This window comes from Halotia branconii CENA392 (genome assembly GCF_029953635.1).
Lineage (GTDB): Bacteria > Cyanobacteriota > Cyanobacteriia > Cyanobacteriales > Nostocaceae > Halotia > Halotia branconii.
Genome location: NZ_CP124543.1, coordinates 3645773 through 3670945 on the forward strand (window position 1 = coordinate 3645773; position 25173 = coordinate 3670945).

14 protein-coding genes are annotated in these 25173 nt (G+C 41.3%); 8 read left to right on the plus strand and 6 right to left on the minus strand.

The genetic code is table 11. From position 1 onward, the window contains the following. Positions 1 to 269 precede the first annotated feature (269 nt). From QI031_RS15965 to QI031_RS15990, 6 genes are all read left to right on the plus strand, one after another. Positions 270 to 731 carry a GNAT family N-acetyltransferase gene (locus QI031_RS15965; protein ID WP_281480647.1) on the plus strand — a complete coding sequence of 154 codons (462 nt, stop codon included), beginning with the start codon at positions 270 to 272 and terminating at the stop codon, positions 729 to 731. A gap of 681 nt (positions 732 to 1412) precedes the next feature. Then, positions 1413 to 3308 carry a transketolase gene (locus tag QI031_RS15970; RefSeq protein WP_281480648.1) on the plus strand — a complete coding sequence of 632 codons (1896 nt, stop codon included), beginning with the start codon at positions 1413 to 1415 and terminating at the stop codon, positions 3306 to 3308. A 125-nt stretch (positions 3309 to 3433) separates the two neighbouring features. Further along, positions 3434 to 4453, plus strand: a complete 1020-nt coding sequence (gene gap / locus QI031_RS15975; RefSeq protein WP_281480649.1) for a type I glyceraldehyde-3-phosphate dehydrogenase — start codon at positions 3434 to 3436, stop codon at positions 4451 to 4453. Between the two features lie 148 nt (positions 4454 to 4601). Next, positions 4602 to 7307 (plus strand): cation-translocating P-type ATPase, encoded by a 2706-nt coding sequence (locus QI031_RS15980; protein ID WP_281480650.1) that lies wholly within the window; start codon positions 4602 to 4604, stop codon positions 7305 to 7307. Between the two features lie 56 nt (positions 7308 to 7363). Continuing rightward, positions 7364 to 9757: a phosphoenolpyruvate synthase gene (gene ppsA / locus QI031_RS15985; RefSeq protein WP_281480651.1), complete on the plus strand. Its 2394-nt coding sequence runs from the start codon at positions 7364 to 7366 to the stop codon at positions 9755 to 9757. Between the two features lie 189 nt (positions 9758 to 9946). Further along, positions 9947 to 10630: an SDR family oxidoreductase gene (locus QI031_RS15990; RefSeq protein WP_281480652.1), complete on the plus strand. Its 684-nt coding sequence runs from the start codon at positions 9947 to 9949 to the stop codon at positions 10628 to 10630. A 107-nt stretch (positions 10631 to 10737) separates the two neighbouring features. On the opposite strand, the gene QI031_RS15995 is transcribed toward QI031_RS15990, so the two are convergent. The 5 genes from QI031_RS15995 to QI031_RS16015 form a co-directional block, all read right to left on the minus strand. After that, complete coding sequence (locus QI031_RS15995) at positions 10738 to 11832, minus strand: hypothetical protein (protein WP_281480653.1); 1095 nt, start codon at positions 11830 to 11832, stop codon at positions 10738 to 10740. A 166-nt stretch (positions 11833 to 11998) separates the two neighbouring features. Next, a complete protein-coding gene (locus QI031_RS16000; protein ID WP_281480654.1) occupies positions 11999 to 15412 on the minus strand; it encodes a molecular chaperone in 3414 nt (1137 codons plus the stop codon). A 93-nt stretch (positions 15413 to 15505) separates the two neighbouring features. Then, positions 15506 to 18070, minus strand: coding sequence for a proteasome protein (locus QI031_RS16005; protein WP_281480655.1), 2565 nt, complete (start codon positions 18068 to 18070; stop codon positions 15506 to 15508). A 340-nt stretch (positions 18071 to 18410) separates the two neighbouring features. Further along, entirely contained in the window at positions 18411 to 19913 is a 1503-nt protein-coding gene (locus QI031_RS16010) for a DICT sensory domain-containing protein (protein ID WP_281480656.1), read from the minus strand. Positions 19914 to 20116: 203 nt separating this feature from the next. Further along, a complete protein-coding gene (locus QI031_RS16015) occupies positions 20117 to 21616 on the minus strand; it encodes a UDP-N-acetylmuramoyl-L-alanyl-D-glutamate--2,6-diaminopimelate ligase (RefSeq protein WP_281480658.1) in 1500 nt (499 codons plus the stop codon). Positions 21617 to 22349: 733 nt separating this feature from the next. On the opposite strand from QI031_RS16015, the gene QI031_RS16020 reads away from it, so the two are divergent. Together QI031_RS16020 and QI031_RS16025 are read left to right on the plus strand one after the other, a co-directional pair. Beyond that, positions 22350 to 23270, plus strand: coding sequence for a ribonuclease D (locus QI031_RS16020; protein ID WP_281480659.1), 921 nt, complete (start codon positions 22350 to 22352; stop codon positions 23268 to 23270). Positions 23271 to 23922: 652 nt separating this feature from the next. Continuing rightward, entirely contained in the window at positions 23923 to 24765 is an 843-nt protein-coding gene (locus tag QI031_RS16025) for a tetratricopeptide repeat protein (protein WP_281480660.1), read from the plus strand. A 62-nt stretch (positions 24766 to 24827) separates the two neighbouring features. Here QI031_RS16025 and QI031_RS16030 read toward each other — a convergent pair whose 3' ends face one another. Continuing rightward, positions 24828 to 25169, minus strand: coding sequence for an ArsR/SmtB family transcription factor (locus QI031_RS16030; protein WP_281480661.1), 342 nt, complete (start codon positions 25167 to 25169; stop codon positions 24828 to 24830). Positions 25170 to 25173: the final 4 nt, after the last annotated feature.

A 25173-nucleotide genomic window follows, 5' to 3' on the forward strand; every position in this document is an offset into this window, starting at 1 on the left:
CCGCAATCTAACGATAATATAATTTTTGCGAAAGCGTTTTGTGGTATTATCAAAAGTTAGGCAATTTGTAATTAAGACTTTAAGATTCCAGTTAACATTACTCTGCAAAACTTAATTTCTGATTATTAGTAAAAAAGCAGCGAACGCACAGTTATGATGTGATGATTGTGATACAGCAGTCCTAAATCATTCGTGAACAACAAGATCCCGGACTTTTCAAAAAAGTCCGGGATCTGAGCCTCTTAATTTAAACTATCAAAGTGTAATTAATGAACCAGAGTAGTCTATCGTTACCGCGTGGGTGTATTCTTCGCAAGGCAACCTCTGCGGAACAATGGTCAATTCGATTTTTGGTGTTCTCAGCTAAACTTGACCCTACACAATTACGGTGGCAGCAATTTTGGGTAATTGAATGTAATAAAGATTTAGTAGCCTGTGGACAGTTACGTAATTTCTCAGGTGTACAAGAACTTGGTAGTTTAGTTGTTACACAAACTTGGAGAAATCATGGTTTAGGTACTTTTCTCACACAGTATCTAATCAATACAGCAACGCAACCATTGTATCTTGAATGTTTGGGTGAGCGACTAGCACAGTTTTACAGCCGTTTTGGTTTTGTACCAGTTTCTTTTGAGGACTTGCCACAATCTCTCAAAAGTAAATTTGGAATCTCACAATTAGCCAAAAAGCTGATTAGAGTTCCTGTGGTGTTTATGCAATATCAAATATAGCAATCCTATTTGAGTTGTGAAAAATATAGATAAGGAAACGTAGACGCAAAGCGGCTTGCCGTAGGCCACCACAAAGAACGCCAAGGACGCAAAGTGAAGAAAGAAGAAAGAGATAGATAATTTTCACAAATGATTTAGGACTGCTATATCTAGACAAACAATCTTGCTTGAGAAAAGCCATGAACAAGGTTTCCCAATACGATTCGGATAAACAGGAGAGGCAAAGTAGGAAAGAGGGTTATTATTTATTTAATTTTTTTCTCCTCCTGCCTGCCTCAACCAATCAATCCCTTAACCGAACGGTATTGTGAGGTTTCCCTAAAGACACAAAGAAAAAAGTTTTTTTTTCATATATTTTAACTGAGTATACGCAGGGCATAATGGCTACTGAACTTACTTTGTATGTCCTGAGAAAGAAAGAATATTACTCCATTAGAAAGAAGCAATTTTAACTTTTACTCTCTAAAGTAAACCCAGTACAGAGTAAAAATTAACTCAGCTAAAATTAATAACATTTATATCCTCTTATATTTTAATAACTTTATAACTCAATCAAGTAAAAAAATTTTTGTAGTTAAAAACTTAGCTTTTGCTTTAAATATATTTTGTTTATGTTTTCTTCGGAAAACAGCGAAACTAGCTGCCACAAATAACTTTGATGTTCATGCAGGAATTACGACTATGACCACACAGGAGCAACTACAGCAATGGCATGAACTGGCACAACAGTTCCGTGTCGATAGTATTCGCGCTACAACCGTTGCTGGTTCGGGTCATCCCACCTCTTCTATGTCACCAGCCGATATGATGGCGGTTTTACTCTCCAAATATCTTTGCTACGACTTCGATAATCCAGACAATCCTAATAACGATCACTTTATTCTTTCTAAAGGACATGCTTCACCACTGCTTTACAGTATGTATAAAGCAGCAGGGGTAATTACTGATGATGAATTGCTGTCGTTGCGCCAGTTTAACAGCCGTTTAGAAGGACATCCTACGCCTGTTTTACCTTGGGTTGATGTGGCGACTGGTTCCTTGGGACAAGGATTACCAATTGGTGTAGGTGTGGCTTTGGCAGGCAAATACTTAGATCAATTACCCTACAATGTTTGGGTATTACTAGGAGATAGCGAAACAGCTGAAGGCTCTGTTTGGGAGGCTTTTGATCATGCTGCACACTATACCCTAGATAATTTAATTGCCATTATCGATGTCAATAGATTAGGGCAACGTGGTCAAACAGAACTGGGTTGGAATACCCGCGCTTATGCCAACCGTGCTAAAGCCTTTGGCTGGGAAGCAATTGAAATTGATGGTCATAACTTGACAGAAATTGATCAAGCATTTAACGCCGCCTTGGCTATTAACGATCGCCCTACAGTAATTATTGCTCGGACTAAGAAGGGTAAAGGTGTCAGTTTGGTAGAAGACTTGGGTGGTTGGCACGGCAAAGCCTTAAAACCCGATCAAGAAAAGGAAGCGATCGCCTCCTTGGGTGGTGAACGTCAGATTGAAATTCAGGTAAAGAAACCCGAAACACAAAACCAACCTGCTACCACAGGTAACGCTCAACCTCTGCAACTGCCCACTTATGAAAAAGACGCAAAAGTAGCGACCCGTCGAGCTTATGGTGATACCATCAAAGCTTTAGGTGCGGCGCGTCCCGATGTGGTTGTTTTAGATGCAGAGGTAAGTAATTCCACTTACGCCGAAGATTTTGCCGAAGCTTATCCTGAGCGCTACTTTGAAATGTACATTGCAGAACAACAAATGGTAGCAGCTGCTGTGGGTTTACAGGTGAGAAACTACAAACCCTTTGCTTCTACCTTTGCTGCCTTTTTGAGTCGTGCCTATGATTTTGTGCGAATGGCTGCTGTATCTCGTGCCAACATTAAATTAGTAGGTTCCCATGCTGGGGTATCTATTGGTCAAGATGGCCCTTCTCAGATGGCATTGGAAGATTTAGCAGCCTTCCGCGCCGTATGGAGTAGTACTGTACTTTATCCCTGTGATGCCAATCAGACTGCAAAACTAGTAGAGCAAATGAGCGATCGCGATGGCATTGTTTACCTCCGCACTACACGAGAAAAGACACCTATAATCTATAGTTCTGACTTTGAGTTTCCCATTGGTGGCAGCAAGACAATTCGCAGTTCCGATCAAGATCAAGCGGCTGTGATTGGTGCAGGTATTACTTTACATGAAGCTCTCAAAGCTTATGAACGCCTGAAAAACGAAGGCATCATGGTACGTGTAATCGATGCTTATTCTGTCAAACCCATTGATGTACAGACCCTTCATCAAGCTGCCCAAGATACAGAGGGTAATTTAGTAGTCGTTGAAGACCACTGGATGGAAGGCGGTTTAGGTGCAGCGGTGCTTGATGCTTTTGCTGGTACAAACAGTACTCCTGCTGATGATGGTTCGCAACTACAGCTAATTAAACTGGCGGTAAGTGAAATGCCAGGTTCAGGCACACCAGAAGAACTACTTCATGCTGCCAAAATAGACGCTGATGCCATTGTTGAAGCAGTCAAAACCCAAGTCAGACAGACGATAGGGGTATCAAGGTGACTTGAAAAATCTTTTGTTTTTTCTCAGCGCTCTCTGCGTCTCTGTGGTTAAATAAATTACTAACCGCAGAGACGCAGAGGCGCAGAGAGAAGAGGGCTAGTCTTAAATAAAAAAGGAGGTAAATAATGACTAAAGTAGTGATTAATGGATTAGGAAGAATTGGCAGAGCAATTTTTAAAATTATCCTCAATAAAAAGGAATTAGAATTAGTAGCGATCAATGACTTAGTACCACCAGATAATCTAGCTTATTTACTCAAATATGATACTGTTTACGGCAAGTATGAAAAACAGGTAGAAAGTAATAGCAATAGTTTAATAGTTGATGGTAAAACCTATAAATTTTTTAATGAAAAACAACCAGAAAATCTGCCTTGGCAAGAGTTAGAAGTTGATGTAGTTTTTGAATGTACAGGGATTTTTAAAAAGCAAGAAGACTTAGAAAAACACCTGAAAGCAGGAGCGAAAAAGGTGATTTTATCGGCTCCAGCTAAAAGTGAAGAAATTAATACTATTGTTTACGGTGTTAATGAAACCCAAGCATCAGATCAAATTATCTCCTGTGCTAGTTGTACGACCAATTGCATCACTCCTGTTGTGGAAGTAATGGGTAGAAGAATTGGTGTGAAAAAAGCGATTATGACTACAGTTCATGCTTATACTGGCTCTCAAGAATTGGTGGATAGCCCCCATAAAAAATTTAGTAGAGGGAGAGCTGCGGCTGCCAATATAGTACCAACGACAACCGGAGCTGCGATCGCTACTACTCAAGTTCTTACACAATACTCAGGTAAATTTGATGGTGTAGCTGTGCGGGTTCCGGTGGCTGTGGGTTCGATTTCCGACATTACTTTTGTTACCGAAAAAGCAACTACTGTCGAGGAAATTAATAAAATTTTCCGTGAAGAAGCCGACAGCGAAAGATATCAAGGTATCTTGGGTGTTTCCAAAGATCCGATTGTTTCATCCGATATTATTCAGGATACTCGCGCTTCAATTATTGATTTGAATATGACGCAAGTCGTTGATGGTGACTTGGTAAAAGTAATGAGTTGGTATGACAACGAATGGGGTTATGCCAGTCAGATGATTCGAGAAGCCCTGCAAATGGTTAAAGTATCTCGTAGTTTGCAAGCTGTTAATTAAATTTAGGGCATGGGGCATTGGGTATTGGGCATGGGTAAGAGTTTAGTAATGCCATGAGTCCAAAGCAGCGGGGTAACCTTCTTGTTTGCACACAAGGGAACTAAGTTTCGCGCCAACTTTCACTAGGGGAGGAGATTGATCACAAATAATGGCAGAGTTTCTTAAAAAACCTTGGACACTGGCATCGGAGGATATTCTTGAAAATCTTGATGTTGAGCTGAATCAAGGACTGACTGAATCGGCAGTAGAACAACGCCGTCAGCAATATGGCGAAAACCGCTTAGAACAGACTAAAGGCAGAAGTATTTGGCAAATTTTCATTGATCAGTTTAAAAGTCTGATTATTGGGATATTAGCGGTTGCGGCAATCTTGGCTTTTATCTTTCAAGAGTGGATTGAAGGTATAGCTATTTTAGTAGCGATCGCCATTAATACCGCGATCGGTTTTTTTATGGAGTTGCAAGCAGTTCGCTCCATGCAAGCATTGCAAGAACTCACCAGTACTACAACTAAAGTCCGTCGCCAAGGACAAGTTCAAGAAATTCCCGTGGCAGAACTAGTACCAGGAGATGTTGTAGTTTTAGAAAGCGGTGATGTGATTCCCGCCGATTTGCGAATTATTGAGGCATCTGGGTTACAAGTCAACGAGTCTTCATTGACAGGGGAATCAGTACCAGTCAGTAAAAGTGTGGAACCTGTAGCGGAAGATGCTCCTTTAGCAGAACGAGAAAATATGCTCTACAACGGCACTGCCCTGACTCGTGGTTCGGGTGAGGGTGTAGTTGTGGGTACGGGAATGGAGACAGAATTAGGTCACATTTCCGACTTAGCAGCCAAAGCCGGGGAAGAAGAACGCACACCCTTAGAAAAACGCCTCGATCAACTAGGACGAAGGTTGGTTTGGGTAACATTAGCAATTGTAGTAGTAGTAGCGATCGCTGGCATTGCCGCTGGTAGAGACATAATTGTCATGGTAGAAACTGCGATCGCTTTAGCAGTGGGAGCAGTACCAGAAGGGCTACCAATTGTCGCTACAGTAGCTTTAGCACAAGGCATGTGGCGGATGGCACGTCGCCACGCCTTAGTGAATCGACTCTCGGCGGTGGAAACTCTAGGGGCTACTAGTGTGATCTGCACAGATAAAACTGGGACACTGACCGAGAATCGGATGACTGTTACCCACATGGCTGTTGATTCTGGGGAAATCAAAGTTACTGGTGAAGCTTTAGAACCAAAAGGTCAATTCCTTAAAAATGATCAAGAAATTCAGCCTTTAGATGAGCAAATTCTCCGAGACGCTTTAGAAGTTGGTGTACTTTGCAACAATGCTGCTTTGCAACCCGAAGACTCCAATGAAAGCCGTGTAGTTGGTGATCCAATGGAAGTAGCGCTGTTAATTGCGGGTGCAAAAGCCGGATTACAGCGTCAAGAATTGTTAGAAAACATACCAGAAGTTCGGGAAGAAGCTTTCGACCCGGACTTAAAAATGATGGCTACGATACACAAAGTAGACAATCAATATCGATATGCCGTCAAAGGCGCACCCGAATCTGTTTTTAAAGCTTGTTCCCAGATACTCACAACCTCAGGAGAACAACAGCTAAACGATGAACATCGGCAACAGTGGCGAGAAAAAACTAATCAATTAGCTGCCCAAGGTTTACGGATGTTGGCACTAGCAGAAAAAACGGTTGCTGACCAAAATGCCAAACCTTACGAAGGTTTAACTTTTTTAGGTGTTGTGGGCTTACTCGACCCACCACGGCAAGAAGTTCGTCCAGCGATTCAAGAATGTCAAGATGCAGGGATTCGCGTCGTCATGGTCACTGGCGACCAATCAGTAACAGCTCGTCATGTAGGAGTTGCCGTCAATTTAATTGATGACGAAAATGCTGATGTCATTCAAGGCAAAGACCTGAAAAACCCCGATGAATTATCACCAGAAAACCGTCAGCGTATTTTGAATGCATCTATCCTGGCGCGAGTTAGTCCAGAGCAAAAACTCAACTTAATAGACTTGCATCAACGCAACCAAACAGTTGTAGCGATGACAGGAGATGGTGTCAACGATGCACCAGCCTTAAAGAAAGCTGATATTGGAGTAGCAATGGGGCAACGGGGAACTCAAGTTGCTAAAGAAGCTGCTGATATGATTCTGCAAGATGACGCTTTCGCTTCCATTGTTGCCGCTGTGGAACAGGGACGAGCAATTTTTAATAACATCCGCAAATTTACTTTATATCTGCTTTCAGGTAACGTGGGTGAAATTATTGCCGTGACGATCGCTTCTTTGGTGAATGCACCTTTACCATTATTACCCCTGCAAATCTTATATCTCAACGTCGTCAATGATGTCTTTCCCGCACTAGCTTTAGGTGTAGGTGAAGGTTCTCCCACCTTAATGCAGCAACCACCGCGCCATCCCAAAGAATCTATCTTAACTCGTCGTCATTGGTGGGCGATCGCAGGTTACGGCACGATTATTGCCATTTCTGTACTTGGTGCGTTTGCCTTAGCCTTCAAGTGGCTGGGGTTGAACGAACAACAAGCAGTGACAATTTCATTTATGACCTTAGCCTTTGGGCGATTATGGCACGTATTTAATATGCGCGATCGCAAATCTGGTTTACTGCAAAACGAAATTACCAAAAACCCCTATATTTGGGGAGCCATAGTTCTTTGTACAGGCTTATTGCTGAGTGCAGTATACTTACCATTCCTCTCCAACGTACTCAAAACAGCAAACCCTGGACTTCAAGGCTGGCTTGTAGTTGGAGTTATGAGTCTTGTGCCTTTAATAATTGGACAACCCGCTAAATTAATTATGGAACGACAAAAGTCTCGGCGTAAGTAAAATTATTTTTTCCTTCTTCTTTGCGTCTTTGCGCCTTTGCGTGAGTAAAAAAAACAATGAACACCACAAACAAAAACCCCTATATCCGCTGGTTTGAAGATCTTAACTCCAATGATGTGGCGATCGTTGGCGGTAAGAATGCCTCCTTAGGCGAAATGATCAGCACACTCAAAGACCAAAGTATCCGCGTCCCTGACGGTTTCGCCACCACAGCCGATGCTTATTGGCAATTCTTGCAAGCAAATCATCTCAAAGAAAAAATCCAATCTCATTTAGAAGAACTCAAAAGCGGTAAAACTCCCCTAGATAAAGTCGGCAAATCCATCCGTCGATTATTCTTGTCTGCTGATTTTCCCGAAGAGATCACAGCAGCAATTCAAGATGCTTATCAAAAACTCAGCCAAAACTACGATACCCCCGAAGTTGATGTTGCCGTTAGAAGCAGCGCCACAGCCGAAGATTTACCAGAAGCTAGTTTTGCTGGTCAACAAGAAACATTTCTCAATATCACTGGTGAAGCCGAATTATTAGATGCTTGTCGTAAATGCTACGCTTCCTTATTTACCGACAGAGCGATTAGTTATCGCCAAGCAAAGAATTTTGACCATACAAAAGTTGCTTTATCTGTAGGTGTACAGAAGATGGTACGCTCCGATCAAGGCAGTGCTGGGGTGATGTTTTCTTTGGATACGGAAACAGGTTTTCCAGATGTAGTATTGATTGATGCCGCCTGGGGATTAGGTGAAAATGTTGTTCAAGGTTCAGTAACACCAGATGAGTATCGAGTTTTTAAACCCTTGCTCAAAAAAGATGATTACAAACCTGTTATTGAGAAGACTTTGGGAGACAAACAAAAAAAGCTAATTTATGCCAAAGGTGGTAGCCACTCTACAAAAAATGTCAATACATCTGCACAAGAACGCCAATCATTTGTGTTGACAGATGATGAGATTTTACAATTAGCTCGTTGGGCAAGCATTATTGAAGCCCATTATCAAAAGCCGATGGATATGGAATGGGCTAAGGATGGGGAAACAAGCGAGTTGTTTATTGTGCAGGCGCGTCCAGAAACTGTGCAATCACAAAAACAAGCTGATGCCTTAAAAACTTATTCTTTAAAACAAAAGGGTGAAAAAATTATTACTGGTGTGAGTATCGGTGAAGCGATCGCAGCTGGTAAGGTTTGTTTAATCGAAAGTGCCGATGATATTAATCACTTTCAAGATGGGGCAATTCTCGTTACCCAAATGACTGACCCTGATTGGGTTCCCATTATGAAACGCGCTGCTGGCATTATCACAGATCACGGTGGACGTACTTGTCATGCAGCTATTGTCAGCCGCGAGTTAGGCATTCCGGCGATTGTTGGTACAGATAAAGGTACGGAAGTTCTGCACGATGAGCAAGAAATCACTATTTCCTGTGCTGAAGGCGATCAAGGCTATGTATACAAGAATATTTTGGAGTTTGAATCCGCACAAGTCAATTTAGAAGATACGCCGGAAATTAAAACCCAGGTGATGATGAATATTGCCAGTCCGGCGGCGGCTTTGCGTTGGTGGCGTTTACCTTGTGATGGCATCGGCTTGGCGCGGATGGAATTTATCATTAACAATAGTATTAAAATTCACCCGATGGCGCTGGTGCATTTTGATCAATTAAAAGACAAAGCCACACGCAAACAAATTCAAAATTTAACTCAAGGTTATCCAGATAAAACTGAATATTTCGTCGATCATTTAACGCGGGGTATTGCTAAAATTGCCGCTTCCCAATATCCCCAGCCTGTGATTGTGCGGATGAGTGATTTCAAAACTAATGAATATGCTAACTTGATTGGCGGCAAGCAATTTGAGCCAACAGAATCAAATCCCATGTTGGGATTTCGGGGGGCATCTCGGTATTATAGCGATCGCTACCGTGCAGGTTTTGCTTTGGAATGTCAGGCCATGAAACGCGCCCGTGAACAAATCGGCATGACTAACATCATCATGATGATTCCTTTTTGTCGTACTCTCCAAGAAGCAGACAAAGTACTGGAAGTAATGGCAGAAAACGGCTTAAAGCGGGGCGAAAATGCACTGCAAGTTTATGTCATGGCGGAGATTCCCGCCAATGTAGAGTTAGCAGCAGAATTTTCTCAACGTTTTGATGGTTTTTCTATTGGTAGTAATGACTTAACCCAATTAGCCTTGGGTGTAGATCGGGATTCTTCCGAACTAGCAGATTTATTTGATGAACGCAATGAAGCAGTGAAGCGGATGATTCGTCGCTTAATTGAAACTGCCCATGAAAGCGATCGCAAAGTTGGTATTTGCGGTCAAGCACCAAGCGATTACCCTGATTTTGCTGCCTTCCTAGTTGAAGCAGGGATTGATTCGATTTCTTTAAATCCCGATAGTGTTATCCCAGTTATTCACCGCATTGCCGAAGTGGAAGCTAAGTTATGAGATTGCTGAATACAAGGTAAATTAGATAGTTTTTAGTGTCATATAATATCATGTCTGATTAATTAATTGATGAATTAGAGTATTTTGCAAAAACTCAAAAGCTCTTTTGCTTTGGAATCTAATAATAAGTCTGTATCGGACATGATACTATCTTATAAAATTTGTGCAGATTTTTCATAGCATAAAAATATGACCAAGCTCATCTTAATTACTGGTACAAGTCGAGGTTTAGGTCGCGCAATGACCGAGCATTTTATTGATCATGGACACACCGTGGTCGGTTGCGCTCGCTCATCAGCAGCTATCGAAAAACTACGCCAGAAATTTACAGCACCAAACGATTTTACTGCTGTAGATGTGACAAATGAGCAGCAAGTAAAAGATTGGGCTAAACACTTACTGAGCAAGTATGAACCACCAGATATATTGATTAACAATGCTGCAATTATTAATCATCCCGCGCCTTTGTGGCAGGTTCCGTCTGATGATTTTTCCCAGTTGATTGATATTAATATTAAAGGAGTAGTTAATATAATTCGCCATTTTCTTCCAGCAATGGTAGAAAACAAACATGGTATTATTGTTAATTTTAGTTCTGGTTGGGGACGGTCTGCATCTGGTCAAGTTGCATCTTATTGTGCATCTAAATGGGCTATTGAAGGGCTGACTCGTTCTTTAGCTCAAGAGTTACCTAGCGGGATGGCTGCGATTCCTCTCAATCCGGGAATTATTCATACTGATATGTTGGATATTAGCTTTGGGGAAGAAGCTGCTAACTACACATCCATTTCTGATTGGGTATTAAAAGCCGTTCCTTTTATATTGAGCTTGAAACCAACAGATAACGGGACTCCGCTAACAGTTCCTATGTAGTTCATAATACTAGTACCGCTGCCTTAGAAGTTAAAAGTCAAAAGACTTATGTTGTCGGCTTTTTTTGCGTAAAAATCTATGTTATGCGATCGCCTCTGGCACTGCGTCTAGCGTGATGAGCGAAAGATAACGCGTCCTGGAAACTCTTGTTGATTAATTCGTGCATACACCCGTAGACAAGTTAAAACTTCTCCAGGAACACCGCCACATTCTAGTTGCAAGTCATCTTTTGATAAGGTACAAATATCGGCATAAAGCCCTGATAATTGACGAATCCGTACATTATGGCCAGCTATATTTGCTCTATCAGCGACTTTTTTGAGTATGCGCCGTGATTCTTGTTGTAGCTTACCCCACCACGAATAGCGTTCAGCTGGGGGGATGAATACTAAAGAGTGAATGGCCTCATCCATGTCAATCCAAGCACGTAGAGTTAATAGAGGATCAGTATTTTCCTCAGCTTTTTGGGTACGATGAAAGCGATCGCTTAAAGCTTCAATATATTGATTTTTCTGTTCTGGTTTGGAGGACAACGAAACGACATCAAAGCTAAAAACGCTCTTTAAGGCATGATGTAAATCTTGATCTACTTCGATAAAATTTATACATAGGAGCAAAAACCCAGCTAATAAATGCATGTTTTCAGATGCATTTTCTGGGGTCATTTCACAATTTAAAAGTGCTTGTTTAGACAAACATAACCCTTTAGTTGTAACAGTACCGCTAAGTCCGGGGTAAATAAGTTCATCCCGCATAAAAGGTACTTGATAAAGATGAGAATTATCTTCTACAGCACCAACTTCCTTAACTAGTTCTAGAGCTTGCTGTCGCCAAGATATAGCTAAATCTTCTGGAACTCGTAATAATTTGTGGTGAATTTCGTTCCATAAATCGGAGTCTGTCTGGCTTTGGAGTGGAGAATTTCCTAGATAATAGTTAAGTTCTGGATCTGTTTCAAAAGTTTCTCGTAGGTGGTTGAGTTTTTGTTCGTTTGGGGATGGGATAATGGGACTAGTGTCTGGTTGTGGTTGCAATAAGTTACGGAGTTCTTGCAGCAGTTTGTCGCATATTTGGGTTCCTGGATCGTCGGGAAGTTCTTTATGAGCTTGAGTTAAAGTGGCCTCTAATCCGTGGAGGCTAAATTTTAGTAGTTTGGCTAGTTCTGAGTTTTTGGTGTTTAATAGTTGATTTAGATGCTGCATGAATTTAATCTTTTTTTTATCGGGCTACGCCCCGCTTCGCTAACACGCAAAGGCGCAAAGGCGCAAAGAATTAGAGAAAATTCACCCGTTTAGTAAGCATGGTCTGATTTATGCAAGAGGTCTAAGAAGTCCCATTAGCGACTCTACGTTTTTGTGTGAGGTTAGTTTAATGTACACCGCAAAAGGGGTCGCGTTCTTTGTCAACTTCGTTGGGTTGTAATTCTAATTCGGCGCAATAAACGCATCCTTGTTGTTTAAGACATTCTTCATTAGTTGATGTCCAGTAAGGTACTTCTCCAGCGTGCATCCGTAAAATGCCTTTTTCGTCGAGAGTTACACGATATTGGCTGGGGTAATCTGTTGTGATGTCTGGTTTGCTGAGTGCGCCAATGCGTAACCATTTTTTGGTTTTGCTTTCAGTATCTGTTTGATAAACATAGAAGGTGTGCTGACTAGTTTGCGGGAAGGGAGGTAAGGGTTCACTAATTAAACCGACTCCTGGTTGGGGTGCGCCATCTTGGAGATAATGAAATTCTTGCAAATATTGACTATCATCTTTGTCTACTTCAAATACTAAATGATAAGCATTTGGTTGATCGACGGTTGCAGACTCTAATACGTTGACGGCAATATCACCATCAGTTAAGTTTTTATTGGGGCGTTCAACGGCAATATTCCATTTCAATTTACCGTCAGCAAATAGTGTTGATGTTTCAGATATTGCTGATATTGCTGATCCTACATCTATCCCAGGAACGTCGATTAAATAATGAGGATTTCCCTGACAAAGTAACACGCTAAATTGCAGTGTTTGGTCGATTTCAAATTGGACTTTAATTTTTCTGAGAAACTCAGCTTCTTCCATTCCCAGTTTTTCCATGAGCTTTTTACCGTCGAAGCTACCCCAGAGTCGTAAATCTCCATCTTCGTAATCTTGACGGTAAATAATATTGGTTAATTGTATGCCTTGCCATCCAGTCCGAACCTTAGCAACTTTTTCCCAAGGAGCAAGTTGATAAAGTTCTTGTCCGGCTTTAAATACTGGCAATAAATCATTGCTTTGGGTTTTACGTTTGAAGTTGCAAGGTAGATAATAAAATAGGTTTTTAACATCAATTTCTAGTTGATTGGCTCCTTTACGTAATAATCCTTTGGATTCTTCGGGATCGAATCTGAGTCTTCGCAATTTTTCGGCGTAGCAAGCACCCGCAGATGTGGCTAGTTTAGTAAATTCCAAAACAAAGGTAATTCGTTCTGGATTCCAAACAAAGTAAGGTGAGTTGCTAAATTCTTGGTAGATGTGGCGTTGCACTAAATCCAAATTGCAAGTTTTCCCAGATAAAATTAACCAATCAACTTTATGGGTATTCCAAGAATTTATATTATTATCTTCAGGATGCAAGCGACTTTCCATTAATCCTTTAGCAATACCGATCGCTTCTTTAATTGCTGAGGTGGTAGCTGTTTCAAATTGCTGACTATTTAAGGTGACATAAATATTATCTAAGTTTGTTGCTTGGAATTTAATTCCACTTTGGGTTAGCAGTTCAGAAATTTGCTGCTCAAACAAAGTAAAGGTTAAACCAGAAAAATCATCAAGCGATTTTTGACCTAATTTCAGTTTAGCTGCTTCTGCATATTCCCAAAGAGTATAAAAGGTTTGTAGGCGTTGGGGTGCTTGTTGCCAACGGGTAGGTAATACTTTTTCTGCGGTATCTAGAGCATCTTTGTAAGCTGCATCGCCTTCGGGATTTTCTTTATCTAGACATTTTAAAATACTACCGCTTTGGAATTTTCCTTTCTCTAGGAAACGCTCGTTTAATTCTGTACTAATTAAATCTTCTAATTTTTCGCTGGTGATATTACCGATTGTTACTGCTGTTAAAAGAAAGTCAGCGATCGCAACTTTTAATAATCTAAAAATTCGCAGTGTAATTAGTTCACCACCTAACTGTAAATGACCTGAAGAGCCTAATAATTTAGGAGTAAGTTTATAGTAACGTCCTCCTAAACCCCGGTCTTCATTATTGGCAAAGAAAGGAGTTTGATCTTCTAAAGTAAGTTCAATTAAAGCTAAATCTGTAGTTCCGCCGCCAATATCTAAAACCAGAACATTTTGTGACCATTTATCGCCAGATCGACGACAACGAGTTTTGAATGATTCAATCCCAATGTTGAGATTACCACCAAATTCTCGCCACAAAAAGAAGATGGCGACAGAAACGGCTTCATCATAAGCAGTTTGCACATCATCAATGCCTAACTGTTCGACTAATTCTTTCACTTCTTTGCGAACAACTGGGGGGGCGACAGTTGGGTAAGTAACAACGGCGGTGAGTAAATCTCCCTCAGAAAACTTGCGCTGTGAACGTCTGCGATAATCTTCAGTTAATTCGATTAAATGCGCCCAAGCTGCTTGAATTAAATTGTTAACATTGATTGTTTCTTCTTCACCTGCCAAAATTACAGGGAAAGATCGGTCTTGACCAAAATAACGTTTAGGCGAGTGATGAAATCGACTAATAATTTCTTTTAAAGAACTACTTGTACCTTGAGCGATCGCCTTTTTTCTGTTATCTCTAGCTTCCCTACCCATCCGCAATGAGAGATTTTTGAAGCTGTAAACTTCTAACTCGCTGGGTATTTCTGTGTCTCGGCGATCAATATCTAGTACTACTGGCATCAAATTTTGCGATTCTAGGGTAGGTACGCGAAACACTTCATGGTAGATTTGATAAAGTTTTTTACTGGCGGCTCGGCGGAAGCGATCGCTATTCCCTAGACATAGTTCAATTTGGCGAATTGCTTCTAAAAAGCGTTCTTTGCGATCGCTGATAAAAACTTCACTTAAACGACTGGGTTCTATTTCCAGATTTTTACTAATATCATTAATAAACTTGTCCCATTCACCCGCGCTGATATCTGGTAATGCCACAGCAGCCGGAGAACTCAGCCATTGCGCCAAGCGATCGCGCAATCGTAATTCTTGCTCTTTGGGTAAAACTTCGGCAATTGGTACTTCAATCGGATCGAAAAGTGTAACTGTAGAATTTGATGTGCCAAAATCTAGAGCGAACCATCCCGGAAATCTTTTTTGTGGTTTATCTGGTTGCTCGTCAATATGGTTATTCAGTTGAAAAGGGTTCATTGTAGGATCTGTTTCTGTTGTTTGCTTGATAGGCGGCGGCTCAGAAATGAAAGGAGACCACAGATGACATGAAGTTGCAATCTGTTGACGTTCAGATAGTAGCGGATTTCCGGAAAAATCGGAATCAAAATACTCAACAATCACTTGTAAGTTACAGTTGATTGGTTGTGTTAAAGGTTGTTTGAGTTTACAAGGATATTGTCCTAATTCTCCGATTTGCGAAATTCTCGGTGTAGCAGAATAAAATTGTTGATAGGCTTTTTGAATTTGGACGGCTAATTCAGTTGGTGTGCCTCTGACTATACAAGTGATGCGAGAAATGTGAGGGATGTTGTTCCCGGCAGGGATTAGTTGAATGCTAGGAAGCTCCAAATATCCGTTTTCTTTGACATCAACTTGAAAGCGAGGTGAAAGCCGAATTTCTACAGGCATTCTGTGTTTTCCTTTTCTCGCAATGATTCGGCGTTGTTGGTTAGGAGTATGCCTCACGCAGAGACGCAGAGACGCAGAGTTAAAGAGATGTTTTTAGTTTTGGGTTTCTTGATGGTTGGCGATTTCGGAGAGAATTTGTAACCAACTGGGAATGGCTATTGGAGATGATGAATCTCCGGCGGCAATAAATCTGAGTAGTGCTTCTTTTTTGGAGAAGTTTTGCATGGTGGGAATAATTTGATCTAAAATTCCTTCTAATTCGGAGTTAACTTGGCGAGTAACTTCACTGACGTATTGGACGAGATGGAGGCTGGTGCTGGCAGTAATTTCGTCTCGCAGTCGTAGTACGAAAAGTTGGTGATTTGTGGTTCTGTATGAGCCTTGGTTTCTTTCTGGAGCCCAATCAAAGATTTGACCAATGTTGTGTTTTTCGTCTTGACGGGCTAGAGGAAACATCGTTTCAGGGGCGTAAATACCCAGGGTTTTGTCGTTAGACATTGTTTGATCTTTACTATTAATTTCCGAAAGAATTGCTTCTTGCCATTCGTTAGGATCGCATCCCAAAAGTAATTTATAAAATAAGTCGGCTTCTTCCACACCAAATTTAGACTCGATGTCTTGTTCCATGTCGGGGTGGATAATTGTTTTTAAATAGTCGCGTTCTGGGGCTATTTGTTGGGATAATTTAGCCAACCAATCGACGACGGCTTGATGAATGCGATCGCGGGCAAAATCTTCTAGCTCTTTGACTGTTTTCGCAAAGACTGGATAAAAATCATCACTTTGAGTTGGCAAATTATTATTAACTTTATTTCCCCGATCAAATAGTTTACCAGCTGCACCTTTCGATTCTGCCAAGGCGATCGCGCCATTTTTAGCTTTATTAAACAATAAAGTCCACTGATGCCAATTGAGGATTCTAAAAGTCAGTTCGTCTTTAACTATATCGCTGACAATTTCTCCTCGTCGGTCTTTGAGTGGTTCTTTGCCTAAGTCTTTGAGGAAACTACGATAAGTTTTATCTAAATTCTCAATTACAGCCCGTAACTCAATTACCGCTGGACTATCTGTGGTGGGGATGCCTTGCTTGTGAATTTCTTCGAGAATATTTTTTAAATTATCTTGTTGTTGACGCAAATTATCTACAGATCTGCGAGTATCTTCGTACAGTTGCTTCAGTCCGTGAGTGGCGACATGGGTTTGAATCAATTCTCTTAATTTGGCAATCCCCCCGTCTTGGGCAAAGTAACCTAATTGTCTGCCTAAATGACTGCGCGCATCCGATTCTAACAGGCGATCGCTTAATTGCTCCCATTTTTGTTGCAACCGCTTAGATCTTTCTAAATAATCGGGATAATCTAAGTTAGCTAAAAACTCTGGTGAACCGGCTTTGACTGTACTTGAACGTTTGGCTAATTCAGCTAATCCCAACAGTGGCGACAATAAAACAATCCGGTCTTTTTGGGTGGTAAAGGCACTCGCGCCGTCAATAGTAGTTTGCAAAACTTTGAGCTTTTGAAAAACAGCGTCCTCCGGTAAAGGAATCACACCTTGGATGAGTTGGTCAAGTTCTCTTTCGCCGCCTTCACTTTCTAAGGGTAGTTGATCAAAGCGACCCACACCCACGAGAATAAGATCTTTGAGGTCTTGTCCTGGTCGCTGCTGCTGCATCATAGTAAAGATTTTATTCGCGCGATCGCTTCCGGGAGATTTACCATTAAGCAAGACTAAAATCGTCTGCACTTCAGCTAATTCTCGCAATGATAAAAATGTATCTCTCGCACCCGAATTAGCAGCCCCTAATCCCGGAAAGTCTAAGAGAATAAATTCTGAAGCGCCATTCACATCCCAAACTTCTCGTGAGATTTTCACCTCAATATCTACGCGGCGAATCAAGGGAAAGCTATTGTGCAATAACTTTGTGGGTAACTTTTGGGGTGGACTGGGTAATCGGACATGAGGGGGAGGTAAATCCTCAAAGTCGAGAGTTTGGATAGCCATTGGCTGTTCGGCTAGCTGTAGCCCTTCACGAGCAGTAGTAGCATCAATTTTATAGCGCCCACCACACATAGCTTCACCATAAGCTTGATAAGCACGAATAAATAATACTAACTCCCGCAGCAAATAACGCAGTTCTAAGTTATTACTCTGATTCCATGCTGACTCACACCAGTTAATAATATCTTTGCCGCTATTGAGTTGTGATAAGGGTATGGATGGTAATCCAGCTGCTGTAGTTCGCTGGTTTGCCTCCCCCAACATAAAGCGTAGACACTCATGTACCCCTTCATGAGAAAGATACTCTATAGTAAAATTATTTACCTGCGTTGTCACAAAGCTGTCTTCTGGGATGATGTGAATAGCAGTGATGTTGCCAGTCGTTGGATTTTCGCTGACTGGTAAGGCATCTGCGTATCCAATCAAGCTGCCTAGCAGCAAAGTTTTCCCGCTACTGAACTCTCCCATCACACCAATTTTAACTGGTGAAGTGGCAAGTTCTACAGTTTTCTCGGCAGCTTCCCGGAGACGGACAAGACAATCATCTAGGCTAGCTGGAACCCAAGTTTCTTGTTGAGAAGGATATTGAGGCACTGACTCTATTTTTTGCAGAATAAATTCGCCGTATTTTTTAAAACAGTCTAATTTTTTTAATTCCATAGAGTATTTTTCCGTTTAATATCAATTAATGTGATTTTTATAACAGAGAAAATGTCGTAAATATCCCTTCAAGCAAAGCGTTGAAGTTACATTCCCGTTTATATCAGATCATTTGCTATTTTGGGTGAAATTATTTTTATCGGCTTTCCTCATCGTTAACAATACATTTATATTTGTGATGAGATTCCAGATAAACTAAATAAAAAAGTTGTATTTTGTTTATTCACTATTTAATTGATTTATTAAGGGAATGAAGTTCAGATCCCCGACTTCTTAAAGAAGTCGGGGATCTTGTTATTCACGAATTATTTAATTTAATAGTGCTTGTGAGTTAATTAGGTTATTCTGTGGCGATCGCTTGAGTAATATTACGGGCGCTTACTAACTGTACTATAAAAGTAGACCCTTCATCGGGCTTACTTTTAACATAAATGGAACCACCACAACGCCACAATAAACGTTTCACAATTGTTAATCCTAAACCAGCACCACCTAAATCTTCACTTACCCCAGAACGCACCCGATAAAAGCAGTCAAAGATTTTAGGAATTTCGCTTTCAGCAATACCGATACCCGTATCACGAAATTCTAACTGCACATAGTCGCCTCTAACATGGGCTTTGACCAACACTTGTCCACCATTAGGAGTAAATTTAACGCTGTTATGTAGCAGATTAATTACTATTTGTCTAAGCCTACCCACCACAGACCATACAAGTGGAAGTTCAGTTGACACAATATAAGCTAATGTGATGCCTTTTTCTTTAGCTACAGGCTGATAAGTACTAACTACCCCAGGCACAACATCCGCAAGGTTGACTAACTCTAAAGTTGTCTTGTCTAAATTATGCTCTAGATCTACCATATCCAGTAGACCAGTAATCAAAGTACTCTGGCGATCGCATTGGTTATTTAGCATCTGTAAATAACGTTGTCGTTGCGGTGGTTTGAGAGTCGGAGAATTTAACAACGAGAGTGCAGTCTTCATGTGTGTTAAAGGTGTACGCATTTCCTGACACACATTACTTAAGTATTTATCTTTAAGTTGGTCTTGATGACGCAGCTTTTGATTTTGCTGCTGCATCTTATTAATCTGCACAGTCTTGTTTTGACGACTAATTTCATCCTGTCGCTGGAGTTGTTTGATCAACAGCTGATTGATAATAGCTGGTTTAGAGATACTAGAGCAAATCAAATCAGTAGGTTTAATTACTGAAGAAAATTCTAGATTAATTGCTTGCTTGATACCATTTAAAACTTGCTGAACAACTTTTCCTTCAGTAGTAGTTATAGTCAGCAAAGACGAAGTTTTCTTACTATTAACCTTCTTGAAAACTTGAGTTTGTCGTCTTTTGAGTGGTCGATGAGCCAAAATTAAACTACAAAACTGTGGCGATAACACGAGTAAAAAATATTCGCGTCGTATTTGCCTTTGTGGTAATAATTGCACACGGATATCATGCAATGGTGAAGTGAGTTCTTCTTGCATATTCTCCCATTGTCCTGGATGACTCCGACTGCCAGATTGCACACTTCTAGGCGGAGGACTTAAGTTTTCCACCTCCTTGCTTTTGCTGATTCTTCTCTCTCCAACTTGGCAATTATAGATAGTAGCAGACGCACCTAACGAGGATTGATAACGCACTAATTCTGTACGCCAGATTTTTCCAGGTGGTAGCTTAACCCAGAAAGTTGCGACAATCTGCTGTTCAATTAGTAAGTCTATTTGTGACCTTACCAGTGATAGCAAAGTAGCAGGATTGAGGGGCAATGGTTGAGGAGACGCTTCCACCCCCAAAGCCAATTGATAGAAAGACAAATCCTGACGCGGAGAATCATTCATGAGTCAAGCACAACCAACAAGGACAATGCACAAATAATAATGTATCGATTTTCACCTTTATGTGTCAGTTTTTCACAAAAAGGTATTTAAAAATATAAATGGGGCATTGGGCATTGGGCATGGGGCATTGGGCATAGGTTATTTTCTCCCTCTGCTCCCCCTGCCTCCCCTGCCTCCCCTGCCTCCCCTGCTCCCCCTGCCTCCTACCTAGCCCCTAATCTCTCCTCCAAAGCGTCCCGTGCGTGTTCGCGGTCGTCAAAGTGGATTTTTTCTGTACCGAGAATTTGGTAATCTTCGTGACCTTTGCCAGCGAGTAAAACTCCGTCACCGGGTTGTGCTTGTAAAATAGCGGTGCGAATGGCGGTGGCGCGATCGCATATTACCATCGGCTTAACTGTATCAGGGATTCCTGACAACACATCTTGTAGAATTATTTCTGGGTCTTCAGTACGAGGATTATCTGATGTCACTACTGCAACATCTGCTAAGTCAGCAGCAATTTTACCCATTTTAGGGCGTTTAGTGCGATCGCGATCGCCACCGCAACCAAACACGCAAATCATCTTACCAGGAATAAATGGACGTGCAGCTTTAAGCAAGTTCTCTAGACTATCTGGGGTGTGGGCATAATCAACAATCACGCTAATATCTTGCTCAGGAGCAATTTGTACTCGTTCCATGCGTCCGGGAACTCCTGGAAACTCCGAGATTGCAGATGCTATTAATGGCAAATCTAAACCTAAGTGTAAAATTGCGCCTACCGCAGCTAAAAGATTTTCTAAATTATATTGACCAACAAGAGGCGATCGAAAGGCTGCTTCACCTTTAGGTGTATGTAACGTACCGCTGACACCGTTGGGTTGATAATTTAAATCGCTCATCCATAAATCAGCATTGTTGTCGTTGACGCTGTAACTCCAAACTTGTTGGGGATTTAACGAAGCGATTAACCGCTTACCATAGGCATCATCAGCGTTAATAATTGCCCGTCCTTTGAGATAATCAGGGCTAAATAACAGCGCTTTGGCAGCAAAATAATCTTCCATGTCGCTGTGATAGTCTAGGTGATCTTGGGTGAGATTACTAAATACACCTACCTCAAATTGACAACCTAAAACTCTACCTTGAGCTAAAGCGTGAGAACTTACTTCCATCACCCCAAACTCACAACCAGCATCTACAGCTTCTGCTAGCTGCTGTTGCAATTCCACAGCAAAGGGCGTGGTGTGGACGGCAGTTTGCTCAAAACCAGCCCAACGGGTATAAAGAGTTCCCATTAAAGCCGTAGACAAATGAGCTTTAGTCAATAGAAATTCAATTAGATGGGTAGTTGTGGTTTTACCATTTGTACCAGTCACACCTACTAATTTAAGTTTTTGCCCTGGATAACCGTAAAAAGCACTGGCGATTTGGGCGCAAGCTGTAGTCATGTTATTAGCACTAATGACCACAGCCTCATCCGTAGGAGGGTTTTTTTGGGCTGCTTGGAAAGAGACAATCGCCGCCACTGCCCCCGATGCGATCGCACTTGGCCAAAATTCCCCACCATCTACCCGCGTTCCTGGCATCCCAATAAACAAATCTCCCGCACCGCAAGCGTGAGAGTTCGTTTTTAGTCCCTTAACTTCTGTATCCTCAACAGTAGGATGATTAGGCAACTGCTCAACATTGTCTACCGCTGCTAGTAATTCCCGCAATTTCATTTGGTGAACCTCGTCACACGTTTTCCTTGCGCTTATTCTGCATTATTTTTTTTCAAATTGGATTAATTTTTACAAGTCGCTGCATTGGCATTACAAGTCGCTGCATTGACATTACAAGTCGCTGCATTGACATTACAAGTCGCTGCATTGGCATTGCAGGTAAACGTGTAAGGCAGCTTTAGAAGACTTGTGTTTACAGCTTTCTCTTTCCCCTTTACCAAGAAGCGGAGGGGCAGGGAGCAGGTGAGCCAGCCCGGTCTTGTTGTTCCAACAAAGAGGGACTGGCGAACCCGAAGGGGAGCAGGGGGAGCAATTCCTGCCCAAAGCCGTAGAGCAGGGCGGAACATGGGTATAAAGCCCCGCCCTTCTAGGGCGCTCGAACTTAGGCAAAGTAACAAGCTCCGTTTCAGTTTTCTCCCTTGCTCCCTGCCCCCTGCTCCCCTGCCTCTTTTGACCTTCTCTTTCTGATATCATTCCTAAATGTAAATCTCGGAAATTTTCAAAACTCCTGACTTGTGGAAAGATGTTTCTGTAGATTGCACAATATTCATCGACAAATTTGATGCTGGGTTTGGAACTTCTTGGTTGTGTCATCCTCCCCTGCTGGCTTACAGCCCTCTTTTGTGATTTTACTCTTCCTGGAGTGACAAAAGAAAGATAGACGAGATGATTAATACTTATGGTTCTGAAGACGAGATTTATTTTAAATAACAATCTCAGGAAACATTAATTAATGCCATATTTGACTACAACTAGCGAAATTCGTGCCGTTATTGCTAAATATACCACAGCCCAAACCCTGTGGATTGATACAGAAGTAGCTGATTATAAAAGTCGTAATCCCAGACTATCGCTCATTCAAGTATTAGACGATCCTACAGATATGAGTGGCGATCGCGTTTACCTTTTGGATGTTCTAGATCAGCCTAGCGTGATAGCTGACTTTATTGAGCAAATTATGCTCAATTCTACTATTGAAAAAGTATTTCATAATGCTAGTTACGATGTGAAATTACTAGGCAACAAAAAAGCTAAAAATATCACTTGTACTTTAGAAATAGCCAAAAAAATTCCTTATTATCTCTTGCCGTTACCTGATTACAAACTCCAAACTATTGCAATGGCACTATGTAATTTTAACAATATTGATAAACAAGAACAAAGTAGCAATTGGGGACAGCGGCCTTTAACTGAAGAACAAATTGAATATGCTTATTTAGACTGCATTTATCTTGCTCAAGTACACCAAAGTTTGTTAGAATTAAAAACACAAAGTAATCCTGATTCAGCAACGGAAGATTTAATAGCGTTAGGTGCAAGATATACTCAAATTGAGGAGCAATGGAAGCTGTTAAATTCAGAATTTGAGCATTTGCAAGAGCGCATGAAGAAAGCTATGCAAGCTCAAGATGTTGCAGAAACATCATTTTGTAAGTTAACTAGATACGAGCGTAAAACCGTCAAAGTGGCGTTTACAGAATTAGCAAGACTAGTACAAACACAAGATATTAGTTTAGATTTCGCCGTCACATTGACTCAAAAACTCCAAAAAGATTTAGGGCAAAACCTGGAAGAACTATCTGTAGATATCGATAGCAGCATTGCTTGGCGGTTGACTCCTAAAACCCAGGAAAGTGATGAGGGGAATGAGTAGATATTCCAGATGACTGAAACTACAAGCTGATTTAGGTTAATTTTTCAACAATAAATTTAACCCTTCTCTGGGAGACGCTATGCGTTAAGCGTAGCTGTGCCGGAGGCTTTATACCGTTTTACTTTAAAGTTGATACATTTGGGCAAGCAAGGGAGGCAGGGGAAGCAGCACTTCGGCTGCGCGGCAGTTGAGTTTCGACTACGCTCAACTACCGCGTAGTCGAAACTCAGTGACCGGAGGCAGGGGAAGTAAGAAAAGTAATTTGTATCAGTAATTTCGTGAAATGGTATTACGACTACGCTTAGGGTTAAATTTTTAATTAAAAAAAATTCAATGATTTATTTAATTTAGCTTGCAAGTATAACAAAGAACATGATACAACATAGCGGGAGAACTAGGAAACACCTGTGATTCATCAAGATAACTAACAGAGAATCAATGGAAAGTGAAAAGTTTTATACTTCATAATTGATTATAGAAATTTCCCGGTTGTTCTAGCAAATAAACGTTAATTAAACCTAAAGGATATCAGGTAAATATGTCAATTGACTTGACACATCTACAAAAAGTTAGGATCAATCTTTTAGTCAAATTATTTACTAAAGATTAATTCTAATTTAATTCAGGTGTAATGGCAGTTTAGAGCAAATTTATGAAATTGCGGTTGTTTGGGCAAAAGTGGGTAAAGCTGAAAAGAATATTGACCATAGCTGTAGTTACCGCATTAAGCGCGATTATCAGCGTTTCCTGTAGTCGAGATAAACAGGTATTGGTGACAGAAATCGGAGTTAGTTCTCCTAACCGTCGTGTAGTTCAGACATCGCAAGCCGGAAAATTTTATATTCAAGCCCAAAATCAGCATCTTAAAGGCAACCCACAAGCTGCGATCGCTTCTTATGATCAAGCAATCAGCCTGAATCCTGAATATAGCGCAGCCTACAAAGGTCGGGGATTGGCTTACTTTGATACAGGAGACAAACAAAAAGCGATCGCCGACTATAATGAAGCGATTCGCCTTTCGCCCAACGATCCTGAAGCCTACAATAGTCGGGGAAATGCTCGTGCTTCGTTGGGAGATAATAGAGGAGCGATCGCCGATTATAATGAAGCAATTCGTCTGTCGCCCAAATATGCTGAAGTCTATAATAACCGAGCAAATGCTCGCGCAGCTCAAGGAGATAGAGAAGGAGCGATCGCAGATTATAATCAAGCTATTCTTCTAGAACCGAAATATGCCATTGCCTATAACAACCGAGGCAATACTCGCGCAGCTCAAGGAGATAGACAAGGGGCAATTACAGATTACAATCAAGCCATTCGCCTTAATCCTAACTTCGGTCCTGCTTACAATAATCGGGGAAATGCTCGTGCTGAGCAAGGCGATAGACGGGGAGCGCTGCAAGACTTGAAACAAGCCGCAGCCATCTTTCAAAGTCAAGATAACAGCGACTTGTACCAAGAAGTCATGAACAATATTAAAGAACTAGGACAGTAGAAGTCTGTTCCATTAATTTTGTGGGGCTGCGAGATCCCCGACTTCTTCAAGAAGTCGGGGATCTAATTACGAATTACTGTTGACTCTTGACAACTCAGCAACGGTTGTGCAGATCGCAATACTGCATCCAATAACCCTGGAAACAGCGCTTCTAAATCTTCCCTTCGCAATTGATTAATGTGTTGTGTTCCTTCTTTATGAGTCAAGACTACTCCCGACTCACGTAAAATTTTGAAGTGATTAGACATTGTTGACTTGGCGATCGCAAAATCAAACCCGGCACAGCACTGTTCTCCCTTTGTAGCTAGCAACCGCACGATCTCTAATCGTACTGGGTCGCCCAAAGCATACAGTACTCCTGGTAAAGAAATGTTTTTTCGGTCTGGGTGATACAAAAATCTCATAGTT